The sequence below is a fragment of the Paracoccus acridae genome, assembly GCF_014642735.1.
Taxonomy (GTDB): domain Bacteria; phylum Pseudomonadota; class Alphaproteobacteria; order Rhodobacterales; family Rhodobacteraceae; genus Paracoccus; species Paracoccus acridae.
Genome location: NZ_BMIV01000002.1, coordinates 98,025 through 119,558, shown reverse-complemented (window position 1 = coordinate 119,558; position 21,534 = coordinate 98,025). Strand labels below are relative to the sequence as shown.

Annotated in this window: 17 protein-coding genes and 2 tRNA genes; 4 read left to right on the top strand and 15 right to left on the bottom strand. The window is 67.6% G+C overall.

Annotated elements, in window-relative coordinates:
- Position 1 precedes the first annotated feature (1 nt).
- On the top strand, positions 2-1,081 hold the full coding sequence (locus tag IEX25_RS03675; protein ID WP_229665025.1) for an AI-2E family transporter: 1,080 nt from the start codon (positions 2-4) through the stop codon (positions 1,079-1,081).
- Here the strand turns inward: IEX25_RS03675 and IEX25_RS03670 are convergent.
- From IEX25_RS03670 to IEX25_RS03655, 4 genes are all read right to left on the bottom strand, one after another.
- Positions 1,078-3,486, bottom strand: coding sequence for a DUF3772 domain-containing protein (locus tag IEX25_RS03670; protein WP_188714077.1), 2,409 nt, complete (start codon positions 3,484-3,486; stop codon positions 1,078-1,080). The genes IEX25_RS03675 and IEX25_RS03670 overlap by 4 nt on opposite strands.
- Before the next feature lie 5 nt (positions 3,487-3,491).
- Complete coding sequence (locus IEX25_RS03665) at positions 3,492-4,523, bottom strand: cysteine synthase A (RefSeq protein WP_188714317.1); 1,032 nt, start codon at positions 4,521-4,523, stop codon at positions 3,492-3,494.
- A gap of 81 nt (positions 4,524-4,604) precedes the next feature.
- Positions 4,605-5,642, bottom strand: coding sequence for an NUDIX domain-containing protein (locus tag IEX25_RS03660; protein WP_188714076.1), 1,038 nt, complete (start codon positions 5,640-5,642; stop codon positions 4,605-4,607).
- Between the two features lie 14 nt (positions 5,643-5,656).
- Complete coding sequence (locus IEX25_RS03655) at positions 5,657-6,508, bottom strand: DUF2059 domain-containing protein (protein ID WP_188714075.1); 852 nt, start codon at positions 6,506-6,508, stop codon at positions 5,657-5,659.
- Positions 6,509-6,599: 91 nt separating this feature from the next.
- Here IEX25_RS03655 and IEX25_RS03650 point away from each other — a divergent pair.
- Positions 6,600-6,689, top strand: a tRNA-Ser gene (locus IEX25_RS03650).
- A gap of 345 nt (positions 6,690-7,034) precedes the next feature.
- Here IEX25_RS03650 and IEX25_RS03645 read toward each other — a convergent pair.
- Positions 7,035-7,499, bottom strand: coding sequence for an Lrp/AsnC family transcriptional regulator (locus IEX25_RS03645; protein ID WP_188714316.1), 465 nt, complete (start codon positions 7,497-7,499; stop codon positions 7,035-7,037).
- Between the two features lie 111 nt (positions 7,500-7,610).
- On the opposite strand from IEX25_RS03645, the gene putA reads away from it, so the two are divergent.
- Positions 7,611-11,009, top strand: coding sequence for a bifunctional proline dehydrogenase/L-glutamate gamma-semialdehyde dehydrogenase PutA (gene putA / locus IEX25_RS03640; protein ID WP_188714074.1), 3,399 nt, complete (start codon positions 7,611-7,613; stop codon positions 11,007-11,009).
- Between the two features lie 826 nt (positions 11,010-11,835).
- Here putA and IEX25_RS03635 read toward each other — a convergent pair.
- From IEX25_RS03635 to IEX25_RS03590, 10 genes are all read right to left on the bottom strand, one after another.
- Positions 11,836-11,911 (bottom strand) — tRNA-Phe (locus IEX25_RS03635).
- Positions 11,912-11,946: 35 nt separating this feature from the next.
- Entirely contained in the window at positions 11,947-12,153 is a 207-nt protein-coding gene (locus IEX25_RS03630) for a DNA gyrase inhibitor YacG (protein WP_188714073.1), read from the bottom strand.
- Positions 12,153-13,202, bottom strand: a complete 1,050-nt coding sequence (locus tag IEX25_RS03625; RefSeq protein WP_188714072.1) for a ribonuclease E/G — start codon at positions 13,200-13,202, stop codon at positions 12,153-12,155. The genes IEX25_RS03630 and IEX25_RS03625 overlap by 1 nt, the downstream gene beginning before the upstream one ends.
- Positions 13,199-13,807: a Maf family protein gene (locus tag IEX25_RS03620; protein ID WP_188714071.1), complete on the bottom strand. Its 609-nt coding sequence runs from the start codon at positions 13,805-13,807 to the stop codon at positions 13,199-13,201. Before IEX25_RS03620 ends, IEX25_RS03625 begins: the two co-directional genes overlap by 4 nt.
- 13 nt (positions 13,808-13,820) lie before the next feature.
- Entirely contained in the window at positions 13,821-14,039 is a 219-nt protein-coding gene (infA, locus tag IEX25_RS03615; RefSeq protein ID WP_085377819.1) for a translation initiation factor IF-1, read from the bottom strand.
- A gap of 86 nt (positions 14,040-14,125) precedes the next feature.
- A complete protein-coding gene (locus tag IEX25_RS03610; protein ID WP_229665024.1) occupies positions 14,126-15,208 on the bottom strand; it encodes a FliM/FliN family flagellar motor C-terminal domain-containing protein in 1,083 nt (360 codons plus the stop codon).
- A gap of 40 nt (positions 15,209-15,248) precedes the next feature.
- Positions 15,249-17,900: an ATP-binding protein gene (locus tag IEX25_RS03605; RefSeq protein ID WP_188714069.1), complete on the bottom strand. Its 2,652-nt coding sequence runs from the start codon at positions 17,898-17,900 to the stop codon at positions 15,249-15,251.
- The gene (locus tag IEX25_RS03600) at positions 17,890-18,171 is read right to left on the bottom strand and encodes a hypothetical protein (RefSeq protein WP_103172742.1); all 282 of its coding nucleotides are present in this window, start codon (positions 18,169-18,171) and stop codon (positions 17,890-17,892) included. The genes IEX25_RS03605 and IEX25_RS03600 overlap by 11 nt, the downstream gene beginning before the upstream one ends.
- Before the next feature lie 3 nt (positions 18,172-18,174).
- Positions 18,175-18,531 (bottom strand): response regulator transcription factor, encoded by a 357-nt coding sequence (locus tag IEX25_RS03595; RefSeq protein ID WP_103172743.1) that lies wholly within the window; start codon positions 18,529-18,531, stop codon positions 18,175-18,177.
- 74 nt (positions 18,532-18,605) lie between these two features.
- Positions 18,606-19,862 (bottom strand): helix-turn-helix transcriptional regulator, encoded by a 1,257-nt coding sequence (locus tag IEX25_RS03590; protein WP_188714068.1) that lies wholly within the window; start codon positions 19,860-19,862, stop codon positions 18,606-18,608.
- 175 nt (positions 19,863-20,037) lie between these two features.
- On the opposite strand from IEX25_RS03590, the gene IEX25_RS03585 reads away from it, so the two are divergent.
- Entirely contained in the window at positions 20,038-21,441 is a 1,404-nt protein-coding gene (locus IEX25_RS03585) for a helix-turn-helix domain-containing protein (protein ID WP_188714067.1), read from the top strand.
- Positions 21,442-21,534: the final 93 nt, after the last annotated feature.

Sequence of the window (21,534 nt, the reverse complement as noted above, 5' to 3'; positions counted from 1 at the left end):
ATTGACCCCATCCAGCGAAGAAGTGCTGCGCCAAAGGCTCCAGACGGGGTTCCTGGGCATCATCGCCTTTTCGCTGATCCTGTTTTTGCTGTTCCAGGCCCGATTCGTGCTGATCTGCCTGGCCATCGCGATCATCCTGTTCTCGTTGACCTCGGACGCGATCCAGGCGATTTCGTCGCGGCTGAAGGTGCCGAACTGGCTGGCGACGACGCTGGCGCTGATCGGCATCACCCTGGGGCTGATCTGGCTGTCCACCACGATCATGTCCCAGATCAACGAGGTCGTCGGCCGCGCCATCGCCTATACCGAATCCGTGCAGATCGCCCTGACCGCGCTGATCGAGCGGTTCGGCCCCGAGGCGCAGACCCGCCTGCTGGCAGCACTGACTGAGTTCAACATCACCGGCTGGCTGCGGTCGCTGGCCGGACAGGCTTCGGGGCTGCTGTCGGGCAGCCTGCTGGTGATCCTGTTCGTGGGCTTCATGTTCGCAGAACGGGCCTGGCTGCCGATCAAGGTCGAACGGCTGACGGGCGACCCGGACCAGGCGCTGCGCGTGCGGCTGATCATGGCCTCGATCATGCGTCGGGTGAACCGCTATCTGGTGGTCAAGACCTTCGTCAGCGCGCTGACCGCGGCCGGTGTCTGGCTGATCTATGTGGTCGCCGGGCTTGAACTGGCGATGGCGATGGCGCTGCTGACCTTCGTGCTGAACTTCATCCCCAATATCGGCTCGGTCATCGCCTGGGGGATCACGGTCGCCTTGGCCTTCGTGCTGACCGGCGATTCCACCGCCACCATCGCCGTGGGTTTTGCCTGCCTGCTGGTCCATTTCGTGCTGGGCAACATCCTGGACCCGATGCTGACCGGCCAGACGCTGCAGCTGTCCAGCTTTGGGATCATCCTGTCGCTGGCCTTCTGGGGCGCGATCTGGGGCATCGCCGGGGCCTTCCTGGCGGTGCCGATCATGGTGGCCGTGATGATCGTCTGCTGGCACATCCCCTGGCTGCGCCCCGTCGCGATCCTGCTGTCGCGCGAAGGCCTGGCCGATATCGACACGGCCAGGCCCGCCACCGATCCCTAGCTTGCGCCCTGCGGCTGCTTTTGCGCCTGCGCCCCCAGCGGCAGGTCGGCCTTGTCGTCTTCCTTGTCCGCATCGGGCAGGTCGTCCGTGTCGCGCCAGATGTCGCGGGTGGTGAAGGGCATCCCGATGCCTTCGTGGACAAAGCGTTCCACGATCTGGTGATACACCTCGGACGTGACGGACATGCCCGATCCGATGTCGGAAATCACCGCGCGGATCTCGAAGTTCAGCGAATCGACGGTGATGCCCCGGAACAGGACCGAGGGCGGCGGGTCGATGGTCACAAGAGGCTGATCCTCGATGATCTCGGTCAGGATGCGGTGGACCTGGCGCGTGTCGCTGCCATAGCTGACGCCGATGGGGATGATGATCCGGCCCGTCTTGCTTTGCCGCGTCCAGTTGGTCACCGGCTGGCTGATGAGGTCGCTGTTCGGGATGATGACCTGCTGCTTGTCGAAGGTCTCGACCGATGTCGCGCGGACCGAGATCCGCTTGACGATGCCCTGCTGTCCGCCCGCGCTGACCCAGTCGCCCACGCTGACCGGACGTTCGATCAGCAGGATGATGCCGGACACGAAGTTCGACACGATGTTCTGCAAGCCGAAACCGATGCCGACCGACAACGCACCGGCAACGATGGCAAAGGACGACAGGTCGATCCCGGCCGAGGTGATGGCCAGCATCGCCGCCAGGATGATGCCGACATAGCCCATGCCGGACACGACCGCGTTCTGCCCGCCGGCGTCCAGCTTGGTCTTCGGCAGGACCGAGGTGCGCATCGCCCCCTGCACCGCACGGGTGATGGAATAGCCGAGCGCGAAGACCAAGAGGAACATCAGGACCGCGCCGGGCGACAAGCGCACGCCGCCAAGCGTGACGCCCTGGCGGAAGCGGACCCAGTATTCGGCAAGCTCGTTGCCCGAGGCCCCCCAGATCAGCAGGAAGACGGGGATCGACAGCAGCACCAGGGCAAAGCCGATCAGCAAAGGCGCCAGCCCGTCGCGCGCGCCTTCCTGCCCGCGTTTCAGCATGTTGAACAAGTCGGCGACGAAATCCTGCAACAGGATCAGCAGGCCCAGCATGGCAAGGGTCTGGATCCAGGGCCAGATCAGCAGGTTGCCGATATTGACATAGCCGATGGCGGCCGCAATCACCGCCACGATGGCCAAGGGCCGGCTCAGCGTGCCCGCAAGGGACAGGACGCGGTGGCGATAGCTGGTGCCGGTCTGGTCCGCCCAGGGTTTCAGGCGGCGCAGGATGACGCCCAGCTTGAACAGCAAGGCCCCGGCGATCACGATCAGCACGAAATGCCAGACGACCGCCGCGCCTTCGGCGAAATCCAGCGGGACGCGCTGCAGCCTGGCATTGCGCTCGGCCAGGCCCGACAGCGGCAGGAAGGCGACCGAGGCGACATGGTGGACCGCCAGGGCAAGCGCCAAGGCATTCACCAGCCAGCGGGCGTTCTGGCGTTTTTGCGGCGGCACGTTCAGCGTGTCGTAAGCGACCGCCTTGGTGGGGAACAGTTGCCGCGCCAGCCAGGCGGCGCCGAACAGGATCACCGCCGCGACAGGCAGCGCGTCCAGGAAGGGCCGGGTCCAGGGGCCAAAGATCCCCGTCGCCGTCAGGGCGCTGATCAGCAGATAGATCCCGATCATCGGCAGCACGATCTGCCCCAGCGACACCACGAAGGCCAGCACGGCGCGCGAATAATCCATCGCCCGCGCCGACACGCGCGAGGGGAGCGTTCCCACCCAATGCCGGCCCAGCGTCAGCAGCAACAGCGCCGCGATCAGGTAACCCGCCACCTGCGGCAAGCGGGGGCGGAGTTCCGTCCAGGTCGCCCGCTCGGCGATCCTCTGGCCGGTGTTTTCCCAGATCCCGTTGACCAGCCGCGTCGTTTCCGATGCCGCCAGCAGCCAGTTGCCCGGCAGCAGTGGCGACGTGGACAAGCGCGCCAGTTCGCTGACCTGGCGTTCGGTCAACGCCTGGTCAATGCGGCGGACGATGGAATCCGCGCGGCTGAAGGCCTCGACGGCGGCACGCCGAGGGGCCTGCAATTCTGAAAGCTGCGCCTGCAATTCCGACCGCCGGTTGGCGATGTCCTCGGGCTCGGTGGCGCCTTCGGCCGGCGCGGGACCCAGGGAAGCGATCTGGCTTTCGAGCGTGGCGATCCGGTCGGCATTGATGCCCTGCGCCGCCTCGAACTGCCGGCGCCAATCGACGACGCGGGTCCGGATGTCGTTCAACTGGGCGGCCGGGGTGTCGGCCTCGCCCACCAGTTGCTCGCTTTGGGTCGCGACGCGTTCCCAGGTCTGGTAATTGGGAACCGCCGGCTCTTGCGCCCAGGCAGGCGACACATGGATGGTCAGGACCGTCAGGACGACAGCCAGGAACGCGCGGATCATGGGGGTCAGCCTTCGTAAACTTCGGGAATGTCGGGCGCTTCGCGCGTCAGCCAGCCGGGCACGGGCAGGCTCTTGGCGCGCAGGAAGTCCGGGTTGAACAGCTTGGTCTGGTAGCGGTTGCCATAGTCGCACAGGATCGTGACGATCCTGTGGCCCGGCCCCATGTCGCGCGCCATGCGGATCGCGCCTGCGACATTGACGCCGGACGACCCGCCCAGGCACAGCCCTTCGTGTTCCAGCAGGTCGAAGACCACCGGCAGCGCCTCGGCATCCGGGATGCGATAACTGAAGTCGGGGGTGAAGCCTTCCAGGTTGGCGGTGATGCGCCCCTGCCCGATGCCTTCGGTGATGGAACTTCCGGGCGCGTCGAATTCGCCCGTGGTATAGAAGGAATGCAGCGCCGCGCCCTCGGGGTCGGCCAGGCCGATCTTCACGCCCTTGGGCTGCAATGCCTGGGCCACGCCCGCCAGCGTGCCGCCCGAACCGACCGCGCAGATGAAGCCGTCCACCTTGCCGCCGGTCTGGTCCCAGATCTCGGGGCCGGTGGTTTCGACATGGGCCTGGCGGTTGGCGGTGTTGTCGAACTGGTTGGCCCAGATCGCGCCATTGGGTTCGGTCCGGGCCAGGGCCTCGGCCAGGCGGCCGGAATAGCGGACATAGTTGTTGGGGTTCTTGTAGGGGGCCGCCGGAACCTCGACCAGGCTTGCCCCTGCCAGGCGCAGCATGTCCTTTTTCTCCTGGCTCTGGGTTTCGGGGATCACGATCACGGATCTGAAGCCCATCGAGGCGCCGACAAGCGCCAGCCCGATGCCGGTGTTGCCCGCCGTGCCTTCCACGATGGTGCCGCCGGGCCGCAGGACGCCGCGCGCCACCGCATCCTTGATGATGTAAAGCGCTGCGCGATCCTTGACCGACTGGCCGGGGTTCATGAACTCGGCCTTGCCCAGGATCTCGCAGCCCGTCGCCTCGCTGGCCTGGCGCAGGCGGATCAAGGGCGTGTTGCCGATCATGTCGGCCAGGTCAGGGCAAATTCGCATGGTCAAGCAACCTATCCGTCGGGGTCCAGTTCCGCGTTACCTACACACGGGTCCGTCAGAGGCACAACCCCGCAGCCCGGATCAACCGAGTCCCAATTCCGTGCGAATCGCCCGATGGCGCAGTTCCAGCCACAGCGCGATCATGGCCAGTGGCCCGCTTGCCAGTTGTCCCGACAAGGCCATCCGGGTCAGTTCCGCCCTGGACGTCAGATGGCCCCGGATATCTTCGGCTTCGCTTTCCAGGCCGTGGATGCCCTCGATGCCATCCGCCAGGTCGGCGATGCCCACGAACAGATACAGGTATTCGCCAAGCGCGCCGGGGCTGGGATAATGGTGCATCGCGGGGAACAGCCGCGCGACGGTCAGGTTCGCCTCCTCGCGCGCCTCGCGGCGGGCGGCCTCCTCGACCGTTTCGCCGGCATCGACGCGGCCCGCGACCGCCTCCAGCAGCCAAGGCTGGGGATCGTGGCGCAACCAGGGGGCGACGCGGAACTGTTCGATCAGCAGCACACGGTCGCGCACCGGATCCCAGGGCAGCACGACCACCGCGTCGCCAGAAACAAGCACCTCTCGCCGCAGGAGGGGCGTCATGCCGCCCGCATGGGTGTCGTGACGCAACTGGCAGATTTGCAGCGAGAAGAAGCCCGCATGGGGCTCGTCCCAAGCCACGGCCTTCACGGCATCGGGCGCCCGCAGATCGACCAGCGACCCGCCGGACGGAGGGCTGGCCGCACCGCGCAGTTCCGATGCCGCGATTACCCCGATCATCGGCAGGCGTCCGGCAATGTCTGCCACGGGCCGGTCGGCGGGCGCGGCCAGGACATGGCGCGCGATGGCAGCGGCCAGCAGCACCTGCGGCTCTCCTTCGGCCGTGCCGGACCCCAGCCCCAGGATGCCGTCCCATGGCACCAGCCCCATCACCGCGGCATAGCGGTTCAGCGCCGCATTCGGTACGACGCGCATGACGGCGGCGGTCCCCTGCCCCGCCGCCAGCCTGGGCCAGCCGTTCCGGTCGATCCCGGCCCGCGCACCGCCGACCAAGGTGCCCGGCAACGTTTCGGGCCTTCCCGTCAGGCCGAAGACATCCATCATCTGGGGCAGCGCCAGAATACCCGTCAACAGGACCGAACCGTTCACAATTGCCGCCCGCGCATCTCGGCCGCGGCGGCCAGGCCCATGTCATGGGCGGTCTGGGTGAAGACCTGGTCGAAGCCTGCGAACATCACCCGCGACAGCGCCCGGCCCCCGCTGGATTCGGCAAAGGCGATATAGGCCTCCAGTTCCCTGTCCCCCAGCGAGGCATAGGCCAGAAACAGATAGGCACCGATCCAGCGTTCGGTGTCGGCGCGCAGTTCCGGTTCCCCGGCCCAGGCGTTCTGGATGATCTCGCCCTCGGCCAGCGGCATCGGGGAACCGCTGCCTGCCTGGAACCCCCTCGCAAAGGCGATGGAGGCGTTCAACCCGCCCGCCACGTTCGGATCGACCAGGTCCGCCGCCTCGATCAGCCGGTCAATGCGGAGGGCGCGTGGGGCCGACCGCTGCTGCGCCTGCACCCAGGCCGCCTCGGCGGCAGCCTCCACATCCTTGTCCAGCATCGCCACCCGCGCGGTCGTTTCCAGCGCCAGAAGCCGCTGTCCAAGACGGGTGCGATAGAAGGCCAGGCCCGCTTGCAGATCGGCCGGATCCGTCGTGGACAGCGATTCCGACGCGCCGCGCGCGAACAGGGCTTGGACACGCGGCGGCGCATGGATCGCCGCAACCTGCCGCAGCCAGCGTCCGGTGCCGCCGCGCGGAAACATCGTCGCGGCCATGTCCGCAGCTTCGGCCACGGCCTCGTCGCGCAGGACGGGGGCAAGCCGGTCAAGCTGCATCACGTCCCACAGCACATGGGCGGCCTGTTGGTGGTGGGGCGCAGGCTGGCGCGGCTGCGCATGGGCCGGTTGCCCTACCGCAACCAGAAGACAAAGGCACAAGAACCGCAGCATCCGGCATCCTTTCGTGACACAGGTGTTTTTTTCGACAAAACCACTTGCGCTTCAACCCCCACCCCTCTAAATCCCCGCCTCACCACGCCGCGGAGAGGTGGCAGAGTGGTCGAATGCGGCGGTCTCGAAAACCGTTGAGCCTTCACGGGTTCCGTGGGTTCGAATCCCACCCTCTCCGCCATTATTCCCTGACAGATCGGTCACCACCATGCCGGGCTTGGCGGTGCCAGCCCCCGGATGGCACGGCAACCAGCCGTGATGGCGGGCTGATTGCCGGTCTGCCCGCTTCTCCGACACCCAACGATCCCCTTAGCCTTTGGGTTCTTCGCGAAGCGCATCACGGTCGGAGGCCTGACAGTGCAGACCGTCAAATCCTGTGCTTCCTTCGTCACGCCCAGGTAAGCCGGTTGGCGATTGCCGGCACAAAGCCACGCGATCTTCCCGGAAGCCCTGACCTGCCCGGACATGCTGCGCGCCTTTGCCCAGGCGCTGCCCACAGTGCTTCTGGCGGAAAGGGAACAGGCGTTCAGCCGAAGGTGAAGGTTTGTTCCACCACCGCCTCCATCGAGACATAGCTGGAGGTGTTGCTGATATGGGGCAGACCCGAGATCTTTTCGGCCATGATGCGCCGGAAATCGGCCATGTCGCGGGACCGGACCTTGACCAGATAGTCGAAGCCCCCCGCGATCATGTAGCATTCCTCGATTTCCGGGATGGTGCGGACGGCGGCGTTGAACTGTTGCAGCGCGGCTTCGCGCGTGTCGCTCATGCTGACCTCGACATAGGTGACATGGGTCAGGCCCAGCTTCAGGGGCGACAGGATCGCGCGGTATCCGGTAATCAGGCCGATCTCCTCCAGGTGCCGGATGCGCAGGGCCACGGGGGTCTTGGACAGGCCCACCTTTCGCGCCAGTTCCGCGATGGGGATGCGGGCATTGCGGGTCAGTTCGGCCAGGATCTTGCGGTCCAGGGCGTCCAGCTTGACGTTCATCCTGAAAATCGCCCCCAAAATGTTCCATCGGACCAGATCGCCCGCCGTCTTCAGGCGCACGGCCTGCCGGACCTATGATAAACCTGTCCGATCCAGTCAAGGAGATCGGCCATGTCTTCCGTCAGCCCCCGCGTCTTTTCCACCCAGGCCAAGTTCGCAGACGAAAGGCAGCTTCTGGAACGGCTGGCCGAACAGGCCGCCCTGTCGCCCCAGACCCGCGCCGCGATCAGCGACCGCGCGGCCGATCTGGTGCGCCGCATCCGGGCCGAGGCGCGCCCGTCCCTGATGGAGCATTTCCTGGCCGAATACGGCCTGTCCACCCGCGAGGGCGTGGCCCTGATGTGCCTGGCCGAGGCGATGCTGCGCGTGCCCGACAAGACCACCATCGACGCGCTGATCGAGGACAAGATCGCACCGTCCGACTGGGGCAAGCACCTGGGCGAGGCGTCCTCGTCGCTGGTCAATGCCTCGACCTGGGCCTTGATGCTGACCGGCAAGGTTCTGGACGACGATCAGGCCGGCACGCTGCGCCGCATGGTCCGCCGGCTGGGCGAACCCGTGATCCGCACTGCCGTGGGCCGGGCGATGAAGGAAATGGGCCGCCAGTTCGTGCTGGGCCAGACCATCGCCGATGCGCTGGACCGCGCGAGGGCGCGCGAGAAGCAGGGCTTCACCTACAGCTATGACATGCTGGGCGAGGCCGCGATGACCGGCGCCGATGCCGCCCGCTATGCCCGCGCCTATGGCGATGCCATCGCCGCCATCGCGAAAGCCTGCGACAAGGGGTCGGTGGAACAGAACCCCGGCATCTCGATCAAGCTGTCGGCGCTGCATCCGCGATACGAGGTCGCGCAGGAAGCCCGCGTGATGCGCGACCTGGTGCCCGTGGTGCTGCGTCTGGCGCAGGCCGCCAAGGCCGCGAACATGGGCATGAACATCGACGCCGAGGAGCAGGACCGGCTGGTCCTGTCCCTGAAGGTCATCGAGGCGGTGCTGTCCGACCCTTCGCTGGCGGGCTGGGATGGCTTCGGCGTGGTGGTGCAGGCCTATGGCAAGCGCGCGGGCCAGACGATCGACTGGCTGCATGATCTGGCGGTGCGGCTGGACCGCCGCATCATGGTGCGCCTGGTCAAGGGCGCCTATTGGGACAGCGAGATGAAGCGTGCCCAGGTGGACGGCCATCCGGGCTTTCCGCTGTTCACCAGCAAGGTCGGCACGGATGTCAGCTATATCGCCAATGCCCGCAAGCTGATCGGATACGGCGACCGCATCTATCCGCAATTCGCCACGCACAACGCCCATACCGTCGCAGCGATCCTGGAAATGGCTGGCGACACCCGCTTCGAGTTCCAGCGCCTGCACGGCATGGGCGAACGGCTGCACGACATCGTGCTGCGCGAAACCGGCGGGCGCTGCCGCATCTATGCCCCTGTCGGCGCGCACCGCGACCTGCTGGCCTATCTGGTGCGGCGCCTGCTGGAAAACGGCGCCAACAGCAGCTTCGTGAACCAGATAGTCGATGAAGCCGTGACGCCCGAGGAGGTTGCCCGCGATCCCTTCGACGCGCTTGCCACGGCGAAGGCCCCGGCATCGCTGCTGGCGCCTGCGGATCTCTATGGCGCGTCGCGTCGCAATTCGGCCGGGTTCGACCTGTCGGACGAACAGACCCTGGCGCGGATCAATGCCGCGCGCGACGTGGCTTTGGCCGACGTGGTGCCGCTGACGGTGCGCGAACCCTCGGGCACCGTGCAGGACGTCACGAACCCCGCCACCGGCGCCAGACTTGCCACGGTAATGATGGCCGACGCGGATACCACCACGCGCGCCATCGAGGACGCGCGCCCATGGGACGCACCCGCGGCCGACCGCTCCGCCGTCCTGCGCCGCGCCGCCGACCTTTACGAGGAAAACTTCGGCCCCATCTTCGCCATCCTTGCCAAGGAAGCCGGCAAGACCCTGGCCGACGCCGTTGCCGAACTGCGCGAGGCGGTCGATTTCCTGCGCTACTACGCCGCCGAGGGCGAAACGAACCCCGGCGCGCCGCGCGGCATCATCGGCGCGATCAGCCCCTGGAACTTCCCGCTGGCGATCTTCACCGGCCAGATCGCGGCGGCGCTGATGGCAGGCAATGCGGTGATCGCCAAGCCCGCCGAGGCCACGCCGATCATTGCGACCCTGGGCGTGCGGCTGATGCATCAGGCGGGTGTGCCGCTTGCCGCCCTGCAACTGCTGCCGGGACGCGGCGGCGTGGTGGGCGCGGCGCTGTCGGCCGATCCCCGCGTGCGCGGCCTGGTCTTCACCGGTTCGACCGCCACCGCCCAGACCATCGCGCGCAGCATGGCCGCGAACCTGGCCCCCGGCACGCCCCTGATCGCGGAAACCGGCGGGCTGAACGCGATGATCGTGGACAGCACTGCCCTGCCCGAACAGGCCGTCCGCGACATCGTGAACGGCGCCTTCCGGTCCGCCGGTCAACGCTGCTCGGCGCTGCGCTGCCTTTATGTCCAGGAAGACATCGCCCCCCATGTGATCGAGATGATCCGCGGCGCCATGGACGAACTGGTCCTGGGCGATCCCTGGGATCTGGCGACCGATGTGGGCCCGGTGATCGACACCAGGGCGCGGGACGACATCGCGGGCTATGTCGCCGCAAACGGCAACCGGGTCATTCACAGGCTGGACGCGCCCGCGCAGGGCACCTTCGTTCCGCCGACCATGTTGCGCGTGGGGGGTATCGGCGACCTGGACCGCGAAATCTTCGGCCCCGTCCTGCATGTCGCGACCTTCCGGGGCGATGAACTGGACCGCGTGGTGGCCGAGATCAACGCGCGCGGCTTCGGCCTGACCTTCGGGCTGCACACCCGCATCGACTCTCGCGTGCAAGAGGTGTCGGATGCGATCCATGTCGGCAACATCTATGTCAACCGCAACCAGATCGGCGCGGTCGTCGGCAGCCAGCCATTCGGAGGCGAGGGGCTGTCGGGCACCGGACCCAAGGCGGGCGGGCCGTGCTATGTCCCCCGCTTCTTCGCCCCCGATGCCCCCCCAGCCGCCGGGGGCGACTGGCAGGGCCAGGCCGACGAAGACCGGATCCGCAACCAGCTTTCCACGCATCGTTCACGCAAGGTCGATGAACGCCTGATGCCCGGCCCGACCGGAGAGCTGAACCGCCTGACCGCCCATACCCGCCCGCCGGTCCTGTGCCTTGGCCCCGGTGCGCAGACGGTCGCCGCGCAGATTGCCGCCGTTGCCGCCCTTGGCGCCGATGCCGTGGGCGTGGATGGCCCCCTGCCCCCCAAGGTATTGACCCGCCTGCCCCCGATGGCTGCGGCGCTGTGGTGGGGCGATGACGCCCAGGGCCGCGCCTATGCGCAGGCCCTGGCGGCACGGGACGGAGCGATCGTCCCCCTTGTCACCGGAATGCCCGATCTAGCCCATGTGGTCCATGAACGCCACCTGTGCGTGGACACCACGGCAGCCGGGGGCAACGCGGCCCTGCTGGCGGGGTAAGGCCATCTGTCCTGCGAAGCCGTCGAAGGGGCGCCCGTCATCCTCGGGTCGCCCCTTTCCGCTGGCTGGCGGACTGTCCTGGGTGGCGCGCGTCACGGGCATAGCTGACGCCGGCACTTGATCGGTGCGCTTGTCGAACCAGGGTTGGAAAAGCCGGCTGGGGATGCCATCCTGGCCGTGATCCTGTTCGTCAGGGTGTTCCCGCAGATCGGACATGCAGCATGATCGGCAGCGCATCGCGCGGAAGACAAACCGTCACGGGGGTTCAGATCAGGCCCTGTGCATCAATCTCCTACTGTTAACCGGCGAAGTTGGGCCACCCGGGGTTTGCGGACAACGGCCTTTGCGCGGCTTCGGCCTTCAGGGCACTGACGCGACAGCCAGTCCGAACATGATGATGGCGTCGAGGAACATGACGGCGGTGGTGATGAGGAAGTTGACCATCGGGCGGCTCCTTGTTCGGCAGGGTTCTCCCATGCTCAACGAGGAAACGGGCATACGGATGCATTGTTCTTTTCGACAAGCGACTGAAATGGCCGCCCGATGCATGGCCTTTTCAAGGATTGGCCTTGAAAGGAAGGGTGGGTCGATGGTCCCACCGCACATCCGCCTTCCTTGGACGGGACTGCAGCGCCTGTTGAAGAAGATGCGACAGGAATGCGCCGCCCCATGCCACCGCAAGCCGCTGTCCGGCACAGGCGATGCCAGAGGCCGGTTCGCAGCAGTTGATGGATGAACCCTTGGCTCGGAACCGCGCCGGTTACCAGGTCAGCCGACCGCTGCACAAGCTTTCCAAGGAAGCAATCACTGATCTTCTTGGTTGAAGTGGTGCCCGGAGACGGATTTGAACCGCCGACACGCGGATTTTCAATCCGCTGCTCTACCAACTGAGCTATCCGGGCAACCTCACGCCATCAGGCGTGGTGTGGGGCGGTGTTTACGGTCGCTTGGGGCGACTGTCCAGTCCCTCGCCGCTGTTTTTTTCGTTTTCCCCGTTCATGTCCGAAGACAGGTCGTCCTGGGATGCGCCGGGGATCACGTAATCGCCCCGCAGCCAGCGGCCCAGGTCGATGTCGGCGCAGCGTTTCGAACAGAACGGCCGATAGGCCGGCACCCCCGGCTTGCTGCAGATCGGGCAGGCCATCAGTCCGCCCCCCCGGCCAGGCGGTGCAGGGGGATGCGGTCGCGTTTGCGGTTGATCTCGTAAAGCCCCATGGTGGTCCAGCCGATCAGGGAGGTCTCGGCGCTTTCGCCCTTGAACGCGGCACGCAGCACCTGGTCCAGCGTGGCGCGGTCGCGCTTGGGGACCGGCGCGAAATCGACCACAACCTGCCCGCCCAAACCACGCAGGCGCAACTGGCGCGGCAGGTCGCGGGCAAGGGCGATATTGGCCTTGAGCGCGGCCGCGGGGCTGCCGTCCTGGCCTGTATTCACGTCAATGGCGACCAGGGCGCGCGTCGGCTCGATCACCGCATGGGCACCGCCGGGCAGCGCCACGGCAGGCGTCAGCAGGGCATCCACGGCCTCCAGCACGCCGCAGCGGTCAAAGCTGTCCTCGCCTTCCTCGATCGCGTCGGGTTCGGGATCGGCCCATTCCATCCAGGCCTGTTCATGCGGAGATGCGGCGCCCAGCAGCAGTTCGGGCGATCCCGCCTGTTCCGCCATGACCTTGCCCGCCAGATCCAGAAGACCTTCCAGTTCCTGGGCGATGTCGTCGGGATGGGCCGCCTCGCAGAGGCTGCGGAAGATGATGCCGGTGCCTTCCGGGGGGTTGGCCGCCGCGCCCAGGGCAGTCAGTTCGGCCCGCGCTTGCTCGTCCCGGATGCGGCGAGAGACGTTGATCCCCGGCGCACCCGGCGTCACCAGAACATGACGGCCCCGGAACAGGATGCGCGACGTCAAGGGGATGGCCTTGCCCTCATCGGCGACACCCGTGACCTGGACCAGCAGTGCCTGGCCTTCGGACAGGCCGGATCGGTCGCGCAAATAGCCGCGCTGTCCGTCGGGTAGGCGCAGGAAGACGCCCCCCTGCCCCTTCATCAGCCGTTCGACCACGCCGCGGCAGATGTCGCCCGGCACCAGCGGCGCCAGGTCCTTGGCATCGACCAGAAGATCGGTCAGCTGGCCGTCCTCCATCAGGGCGGCGGCCTCGGCGCCGAACAAATCGCCCAGAACGACCTGACGTCCCTTCATGGCCGGACTTCCTTCCTGGTGATGCCGCAGCTTGCCAGCATGGCGGCGGTTTCGGCCAGCGGCAGCCCGACGACGGATGAAAACGATCCCTGGATCCAGGGAATGAACGCGGCCGCAGCGCCCTGGATGGCGTAGCCGCCCGCCTTGCCTTCCCAGTCGCCCACATCAAGATAGGCGTCCAGTTCGGCGGCGGTGATGGGTCGCATCCGCACGGTCGTTTCGACCAGCCGGTCGCGAAGCTTGTCCCCGTGGCGGATGACGACGGCCGTCAGCACGCGGTGGCGGCGACCGGACATCAGGCGCATGAAATCCCCTGCCTCGGCGCGCGAGGCGGGCTTGCCCAGGATCCGGCGGCCGACCGCGACCGTCGTGTCCGCGCAAAGCAGCACATCGTCCATGCCGGAATCCAGCGCCATTGCCTTTTCACGCGCGATCCGCCGGACGTAACGGTCCGGCAACTCACCTTTCAGCGGCGTTTCGTCGATATCGGCTTGGCGGACCTGATCGGGCAGGATGCCGATCTGGGCCAGCAGGTCCAGCCTGCGAGGACTGGCCGAGCCGAGGATCAGGCGCGGGCGTTCCACGGCCGCAAGGGGCGTGGTCATCGCGGCGCCTGCATCACTTGAAGCGGTAATTGATCCGTCCCTTGGACAGGTCATAGGTGTTCATCTCGACCTGCACCTTGTCGCCGGCAAGGACGCGAATGCGGTTCTTGCGCATCTTGCCTGCCATATGCGCGATGATCTCATGGCCGTTTTCCAGCTCGACCTTGAACGTCGCATTCGGCAGGAGTTCCTTCACGACGCCGGGGAATTCGAGCATTTCTTCCTTGGCCATGGTCACTCCGTGATAATCGCCCCGCCTGATTCGGGACGGGGGTTAAATGCGACCGACACGCCCGGATTTCAAGTGTAAAGCGCGATTCATGCCCCCAGGGCCTGCGGCGCCATGCCGGCGCCGGCCTTTGCCCCCGCTGTCTGGCGGGAACGGAACGGGTCAGCCTCGCCCAGGTCCGAGGGAAGCATCGTGGCGGGCGGGTCAATCGGGCCAAGCTGCGGATCCGCCGCCTTCCGGGCAGGATCGTGCAGGCGCAGGGCGTGACAGCCTTCGGCCTCGCCCAGCTTGCCGGTGGCAAGCAACTGGCCGTCGCGGGTTTCCAGCCGTGCCTCGGCCAGGGTGACACGCGGCAGCGCCAGCAGCTTGCCGGGAACCAGCAGGGCGCGCAATTCCCCCAGGGTCATGGTGCGGCGGCACAGGACGCCCACCACCTCGACCGGGGCGGCGGCCATGGCACCGGCCAGCGTGGCCTGCGACGGGGTCGGCGCAGGGGGCTGCGCGACTGCGGACTGATGCACCGGCGCCGGACGGGGATCGGCCTTGTGCGGCAGCGCGATCAGGATCGTGCCGTTGCGGGCTTCCCCGCCACCCAGGCGCAGATCGAAGCTGAGGCTGCGATAGGGCCGATCCTCCATCATCAGGACCAGCGGGCGCGGATCGTCCAGATAGGTGGCATAGCGATAGCCCTGGATCGGTCCGAACCCCTCGACCTGCTCCATCTCGGTCCCCAGTTCGGACATGAGGGCATTCACGAAATCGACGCAGATCGCGGCGTCGCTTCGGGTCAGCCTGCGCCGTTCGGCGGGCCGGGCGGTGACGCGGCCCAGGGCCTGAACCTCGATCAGGGCGGTCACGGTTTCGAAGGACAGGGCCATCACGCCGATCTGGTCGCCCGGCCCCTGCAGCACGATCAGCAGCGATTGGTCCGGCAGCAGTTCGGGCAGTTCCGCCAAGGTCGCCGCGCCCGCGGTGATATCGACCGGAAGGACGGGCATCCGATACAGCCGTTCGGCCGCGCGGCCCACGGCATTTGCGGCGGCGCGGGCGGGCGACAAGGGCTGCGGCTGCGGCAGGCGGGCGGGATTGTCCGCGCCACGGCCGCGCACCCGAAGCAGCGTCTTCAGCAGTTCTGCCTGTCCAGATTGCGCCATGACCATCCCGAATCGCATTCCCTGATCCGCACTGTGGCAAGAAGCGGTTGAGAAAGGTTTAAGCGCGCCGCAATCCCGCGTTGACCGGCACCGGGGGCCGCCGGGGCAGCAGGATGCGGAAGGCCGCGCCGCCATGGCCTGGCAGATAGGTGATCTCTCCGCCCAGGTTGGCCATGATCTCCTTGCAGATCGCCAGACCCAGGCCCGCGCCCCCGGCCCGCGCCGGATCGTTCAGGCGAGAGAATTTCTCGAAGATCAGCGACTGGCGCGCGGTCTCGATCCCCGATCCGTTGTCGATGATGTCGATCTGCGCCCCGCCCCGCAGGGTCCGGCGGACGCGGATCGACAGGACAGGGGGTTCGGCGTCGCAATACTTGCGGGCATTGGTGATGACGTTGATCAGGACCTGCAACAGCCGGTCGGCGTCGGTGATGATGCCCACATATTCGGCCAGCGGTTCGCGTTCGACCCGGAAGACGCGTTCGGGGCGGGTGGCGGATGCGGCGGACAGCGCGCGTTCGATCAGGTCATGCAGGTTGGCGGGCGTGATCGACAGTTGCGCCTGGCCGCTTTCCAGGACCGACAGATCCAGCAGGTCGTCCAGCAGGCGGGTCAGGCGGCCGGCTTCGTCGTAGATGATCTTCGCGAAACGATCCCGGTCCGCATCCGACAGGTCGGGGGTGCGCAGGATTTCCGAAAACGCCCTGACCGAGGTCATGGGCGTGCGCAATTCGTGGCTGATCTGGCCCAGGAAGGCATCCTTCTGAACCGACAGAGCGGTCAGCTTGTCGTTCGCTTCCTGCAGCTGGCGGGCGGTGCGGGCCAGTTCGGTGGTGGCGTTTTCCAGCCGCTGCGCTTCCTCCTTGGCGCGCTGCGCCTCGGTCGCGACCTGCATCAGGTCCGATACGGTCAGTTCCGACCCCCCGGCCACGCTGTCGATCATGGCATGGGCCGTGGCCGCCCCGATGGACCCCGCCAGCCGCCGTTCCAGCCGCGTCAGGAAGCGCGGCGTCAGGTCGGGCAGATAGCCGGACTTGCCCTGGAACGCGGCCTCGGACTGGAAGAAGTGCAGCGCATCCTCGGACCCCCAGACGCGGCGGGCCATGACCAGCAGGGGTTCCACCTGATCGGACCCGCGCGCGACGCGGCTGTGGCGGATCGGATCGACGGCGCTGACAAAGGACAGGCCTTGCAGACGCTCGACCGGGTCGGGCATTCCGAAGATCGACAGGCCGATGAAGGCCAGGGTGTTGACCGCCAGCGACAGGAAGATCGCGAAGGCCAGGGGATCGACGCCGGGCGGCACCGGCAGCGGGCTGCCGATCCCGACCGAAGGCAGGAAGATCGTGGCCAGCCACAAGGCAAAGCCCAGACCGACCCCGCCAAAGGCACCCCGCCGGTTGGCGCCGCGCCACAGCAGCCCGCCGATCATCGCGGGCAGCACCTGCGCCATGCCGGTGAAGGCCACCAGCCCCATTGCCGCAAGCGCCGTGGTGCCGCCCGTGGCCTGATAGTAAAGCCAGCTCACCGCCATCACCGCCAGGATCGCCAGGCGCCGGGCGTTCAGGACGAAACCGCGCAGATCCTCGGGGTCGTCCCCTTGCGACTTGCGGCGCAGCATCAGCCACAGCGGCATCAGCCAGTGGTTCGAGATCATCGTGGCAAGCGCGATGGTGCAGACCACCACCATCGATGTCGCCGCCGAGAAGCCGCCCAGGAAGACCAGGAAGGCCAGCCAGTTCTGGCCCGACTGGGCCGGCAGCGTCAGCACATACAGGTCCGGGTTCGCATCCGGGGGCAGCAATTCCTGTCCCATCACCGCAATGGGCAGCACGAACAGCGACATGGCGAACAGATAGGCCGGAAAGGCCCAGCCCGCGACGGACAGGCGATCCTCGTCCGCGGCCTCGACCACCAGCACCTGGAACATGCGCGGCAGCACGACGACCGCCGCGCCCGACACGAACAGCAGCGCGGTCCAGCGGTCGGGTTTCAGGACCCAGCCGGGATCGCCCGCGCGTTCTGCGATGCGGGCCAGCATGTCGGCGGGACCATGGGCCAGACCCCAGACCACGAAGACGCCAAGCGCCAGAAAGGCCATCAGCTTGACAATGGCCTCCAGCGCGATGGCGGTGACGACGCCGTGGTGGCGTTCGTCGGCGGCCAGGTTGCGCGTGCCGAACAGGATGGTGAACAGCGCAAGGCCGCCCGCCACCCACAACGCCGTGCCGCCCCCGCCCGCCAGCGGGATATCCGTCAGGCTGTCGGTGGCGAAGACATCGAAGGACAGGCTGACCGATTGCAGTTGCAGCGCGACGTATGGCGTGGCGGCGATCACCGCGATCAGCGTGACAAAGGCCGCCAGCCGGTTCGACTTGCCGAACCGCGCCGAGATGAGGTCGGCGATCGAGGTGACATGATGCATCCGCGCGACCCGCACCAGCCGCCGCAGCCCCCACCAGGCGCCCGTGAAGACGACCGTCGGCCCCAGATAGATCGTCGCGAATTCCAGCCCCGACCGGCTGGCGTAACCGACCGCCCCGTAAAAGGTCCAGGCCGAGCAATAGACCGACAGCGACAGCGTATAGACGGCCGGATGGTCAAGCCACCGCACCCTGCCCTGCGCGGCGGCACGGTCGGCGGCGAAGGCCACGCCGAACATCAGCGCCACATAGGCCAGGCAGCCCGCGACAAGCGCCTCAAAGGGCATGGTCGTGGTCCTGGTCGATCTCGCGGCGGGCGCGCAGGGTCGCGGCATCGGCCCGGCGAAGCGCGCGGTGAAGCGCCCAGACGGCGGCGATCAGCACCGCCCAGGTCCCGAACAGCCAGACCGCGCCCCAGGCGAAGCTGACCTCGGCGGGCATCCACCAGACGGGCACCAGGATCAGGCAGGCCGCCAGCACCGGCAGGACGCGGGCCGCATCGCCCAGCCGCCTGCGGCGGAACGAGGCGCGTTCAAGAAACAGCGGCTGGTCCGGCATGGCTCAGTTCAGCATCCGGCGCACCATGGCGCGCAGGTCGTCATTGGCAAAGGGCTTGGCCAGAACCGCATCCGCCTGCGGCAGGTGCAGCGAAGCCTGCCCCCGCGCGGTCAGCATCAGCACCGGCGTCGCGGCCAGGCTTGCGTCGTGATCGCCGCGCAGTTCGGCCAGGATTTCCGTTCCCGACCGATGCGGCAGCATCACGTCCAGGATCACCAGCCGGGGCTTGGCCCCCCGGATCGCCTCGATCCCGCCCAGGCCGTCGGAATGCAGTTCCACCTGCCAGCCTTCGCGGGTCAGGATGAAGCGCACCGCCTCGGCGATGTTGGGTTCATCCTCGATCATCAGGATGTCGAGCATCGCGCCAAGGCCCCCTCCCTCCGGCGTTTCGGTGCATAATGTGACGTCAGGGTCAGGGCTGTCAAAGCCTGTCTTCAAGCGGTGGCCAGGATCGAGGGTTCGCGCCGCGCCACGCAATCCGCTCGCGGGCAGATCCGGCAGGCGGGACCGATCAGCAGGTCCGGGCGGCCGGATGATCCCGGATCCTCGGGCAGGATCAGCATCTGCGCCTGGGTCAGGACCGGCCCGTCCGTGCCCATGGGCTGAAGGCGGGTGGCAAGGCTCAGGGTGCGGAAGCGGCGGCCGGACGGCGCCTCGACCAGCCGGGCGATGGCGGTCTGGGGGGCGGCAAGCGCCTGGAACAGCGGCCACAGGGGGCAGGCGTCGCCCGGACGCGGCAAGGGAAAGCCCGGCGCGGGACGGCGCAGGATCAGCGCGCCCGACCCGTCGCAGACCAGCAGGCCCGCGGATTCGAAGCCAGCGGGCTTCAGCACCGCCAGACGCCGCATGACCAGATCCAGCGGCTGACGCAGCCGCGCGGCCATGCGCAGCGGATCGGGATCCTCGGCCGCAACCGCCAGGACGGCGTCGGGCAAGGCCGCGCGCTCATCCTCCAGCCGCCGCAGATGGACACGAGCCAGGGCGCGCGCGGCGTCCGAGGCAAGGTCGCCCGCCTCCTCGACCGGGGGGGCACCGGCGGCCAGCCAGGCCTCGACTTCTTCCTGCGGGGTGAAGATCGCGTCCTGGGTGTCGAAGCTGTCCAGATAGGCCACAAGCGCCTGCGCCGTGTTCGAAAGGCGCAGGCTGTCCGCATCCAGATTGGCATGGAACCGTTGCCGCCAGTCGGGCGGGATCTCGCCCCCTTCGGCCAGGATCGAGGCCGTGGACCGGACCGAGGTGACGGCGGACAGAACCTCGTGAAGCGTGGTCAGCAGATAGGGGTCCTGCCGCATCCGGTCCGACAGGGTGACAAGCTGGCGTTCCAGCGCGTCGGCCCGCCGCGCGGTGGCGATCAGGGCCGCGGCCCAGCCGGGAAAGCGGGCCAGCAGTTCGGGCGCCTGGTCCAGTTCCGGGGCTACGTCGTCGGGCAGGCGCACGGCAGCTTCGCGCAGGGCGGCGATCTGGGCCTCCTCGCGGCCTTCGGCCAGTTCCGCGGCCGATACCTCCAGCGCGGCGGCCAGGCGCAGGACCAGATGGTCGCCCACCGGGCGGCGGTTGTGTTCGATCAGGTTCAGATAGGCGGCCGAAATCCCCGCCGCCCGCGCGACATCCGCCTGCCGCCGCGACAGCGCCAGGCGGCGTTCGCGGATGCGGGTTCCGGTCAGGATGCGGCTGCCGCTGCGTTGTTTCATGGCGCAATGAAAGCCCGGTGGGACGGGCTTCGCAAGCGGCAACGATATCTTAGGATGTTCGCGCGATGATCCCCCCATGATCCTGACTCGCGCCCTTGCCTTCCCCACCATCGCGGCCCTTGCCCTGGCCGCTTTGCAAACGCTAATGCGGCTTTTGCAAAGGTGAGGGGACGTCATGGCCACGCAGAAGATCTATGCAGGCACTTCCTTGCGCGAAACGCGGGCGCGCAGCGGGCTGACCCAGAAGCGGTTCGCGGACCGGCTGGGGGTGTCGCTGCCCTATCTGTCGCAGATGGAAAACAACCACCGCCCGATCTCGGTGGGCGTGCTGCTGCGGCTGGCCCAGGAATTCGGGGTGGACCTGTCCACGCTGGCGGCGGGCGATGCGGAACGCATGGTGATCGACATGCAGGAAGCCCTGGCCGATCCCCTTTTCGATGCCGTTCCGCCCCTGGCCGACCTGCGCCTTGCCGCCACCAACGCGCCGGTGCTGGCCCGCGCCTTCCTGGATCTTTACCGCGCCCACAGGCAGGGCCAGGAACGCCTGGCCGCCCTGGACGAGGCGATCGGCGCCTCGGGGCAGAACGCCCTGTCCACCCCATGGGAGGAGGTGCGCGACTTCTTCCATTACTGCGACAACTATATCGACGCGGTGGACCGCGCGGCGGAACGCTTTGCCTGTCCGGCGGGACAACGTCTGGATCCGTGGGACGCGGGCGTGGCGGCCCTGGCGCAGCGCGGCATCCGCGTGACGCGCGCCGAACTGCCCGCCAATGCCGTGTTCCGCCGCACGGGCTCCGACATCCACGTCAATGCCGCCGCCGAAAAGCCGACGCAGCTGTTCCAGTTGCTGCACCTGGTTGCCCTGGAACGGCAGGCCGACCTGTTGGAGGCGACGCTGGATCTGGCCCGTTTCCGCAGCCAGACCGCGCGGGACGTGGCGCGGGTGGGCCTTGCCAACTATTTCGCGGGGGCGGCGCTGATGCCCTATCGCGCCTTCCTGTCTGCCGCGCAGGCGGAACGGCACGATCTGGAACGGCTGTCGCATCTGTTCGGCGCCTCGCTGGAACAGGTGGCGCATCGGCTGTCCACCCTGCAACGGCCGGGCGCCAAGGGGGTGCCCTTCTTCTTCGTGCGCGTCGATCAGGCCGGCACCATCACCAAGCGCCATTCCGCCACCCGGCTGCAATTCGCACGCTTCGGCGGCGCCTGCCCGCTGTGGAACGTCCACCAGGCGTTCGAGCAGCCGGGCCGCTTTCTGCGCCAACTGGCGGAAACGCCGGACGGGGTGCGCTATCTGCTGATGTCGCGCGACGTGTCCAAGCACGCGGGCGCCTTCAACGCGCCGGTGCGCCGCTTTGCCATCGGCCTGGGCTGCGAAGTGGCCCATGCAGGCAGCGTCGTCTATGCCGACGGGCTGGATCTGACCAAGCCGAGGGCCTTCGAACCCATCGGGATCTCCTGCCGGATCTGCCCGCGTCCCGATTGCCATCAGCGTTCCGTGCCGCCCATCGACCGCCCGTTGCGCATTCCAGGGGATCGGAACGGACCACTACCTTATGAAATTTCCGAGACTTAGAAGCTATATCTTGTGTGGTTCGGCGGATTCTCGCCCGGCGGGGCGATGTTCCGCGCATGAAGGGAACCGAAATCATCGCCCTTGTTGCCAGGA

What these genes read in the sequence shown, in the direction of transcription:
- IEX25_RS03600 (WP_103172742.1), bottom strand. Translation starts at nt 18,171, where the DNA reads ATGCCGGACCAGCCGCTGTTTCTTGAACGCGCCTCGTTCCGCCGCAGG.
- IEX25_RS03590 (WP_188714068.1), bottom strand. Translation starts at nt 19,862, where the DNA reads ATGAAACAACGCAGCGGCAGCCGCATCCTGACCGGAACCCGCATCCGC.
- putA (WP_188714074.1), top strand. Translation starts at nt 7,611, where the DNA reads ATGTCTTCCGTCAGCCCCCGCGTCTTTTCCACCCAGGCCAAGTTCGCA.
- IEX25_RS03655 (WP_188714075.1), bottom strand. Translation starts at nt 6,508, where the DNA reads ATGCTGCGGTTCTTGTGCCTTTGTCTTCTGGTTGCGGTAGGGCAACCG.
- IEX25_RS03670 (WP_188714077.1), bottom strand. Translation starts at nt 3,486, where the DNA reads ATGATCCGCGCGTTCCTGGCTGTCGTCCTGACGGTCCTGACCATCCAT.
- IEX25_RS03585 (WP_188714067.1), top strand. Translation starts at nt 20,038, where the DNA reads ATGGCCACGCAGAAGATCTATGCAGGCACTTCCTTGCGCGAAACGCGG.
- IEX25_RS03620 (WP_188714071.1), bottom strand. Translation starts at nt 13,807, where the DNA reads ATGACCACGCCCCTTGCGGCCGTGGAACGCCCGCGCCTGATCCTCGGC.
- IEX25_RS03610 (WP_229665024.1), bottom strand. Translation starts at nt 15,208, where the DNA reads ATGCGATTCGGGATGGTCATGGCGCAATCTGGACAGGCAGAACTGCTG.
- IEX25_RS03645 (WP_188714316.1), bottom strand. Translation starts at nt 7,499, where the DNA reads ATGAACGTCAAGCTGGACGCCCTGGACCGCAAGATCCTGGCCGAACTG.
- IEX25_RS03595 (WP_103172743.1), bottom strand. Translation starts at nt 18,531, where the DNA reads ATGCTCGACATCCTGATGATCGAGGATGAACCCAACATCGCCGAGGCG.
- IEX25_RS03605 (WP_188714069.1), bottom strand. Translation starts at nt 17,900, where the DNA reads ATGCCCTTTGAGGCGCTTGTCGCGGGCTGCCTGGCCTATGTGGCGCTG.
- infA (WP_085377819.1), bottom strand. Translation starts at nt 14,039, where the DNA reads ATGGCCAAGGAAGAAATGCTCGAATTCCCCGGCGTCGTGAAGGAACTC.
- IEX25_RS03625 (WP_188714072.1), bottom strand. Translation starts at nt 13,202, where the DNA reads ATGAAGGGACGTCAGGTCGTTCTGGGCGATTTGTTCGGCGCCGAGGCC.
- IEX25_RS03630 (WP_188714073.1), bottom strand. Translation starts at nt 12,153, where the DNA reads ATGGCCTGCCCGATCTGCAGCAAGCCGGGGGTGCCGGCCTATCGGCCG.
- IEX25_RS03665 (WP_188714317.1), bottom strand. Translation starts at nt 4,523, where the DNA reads ATGCGAATTTGCCCTGACCTGGCCGACATGATCGGCAACACGCCCTTG.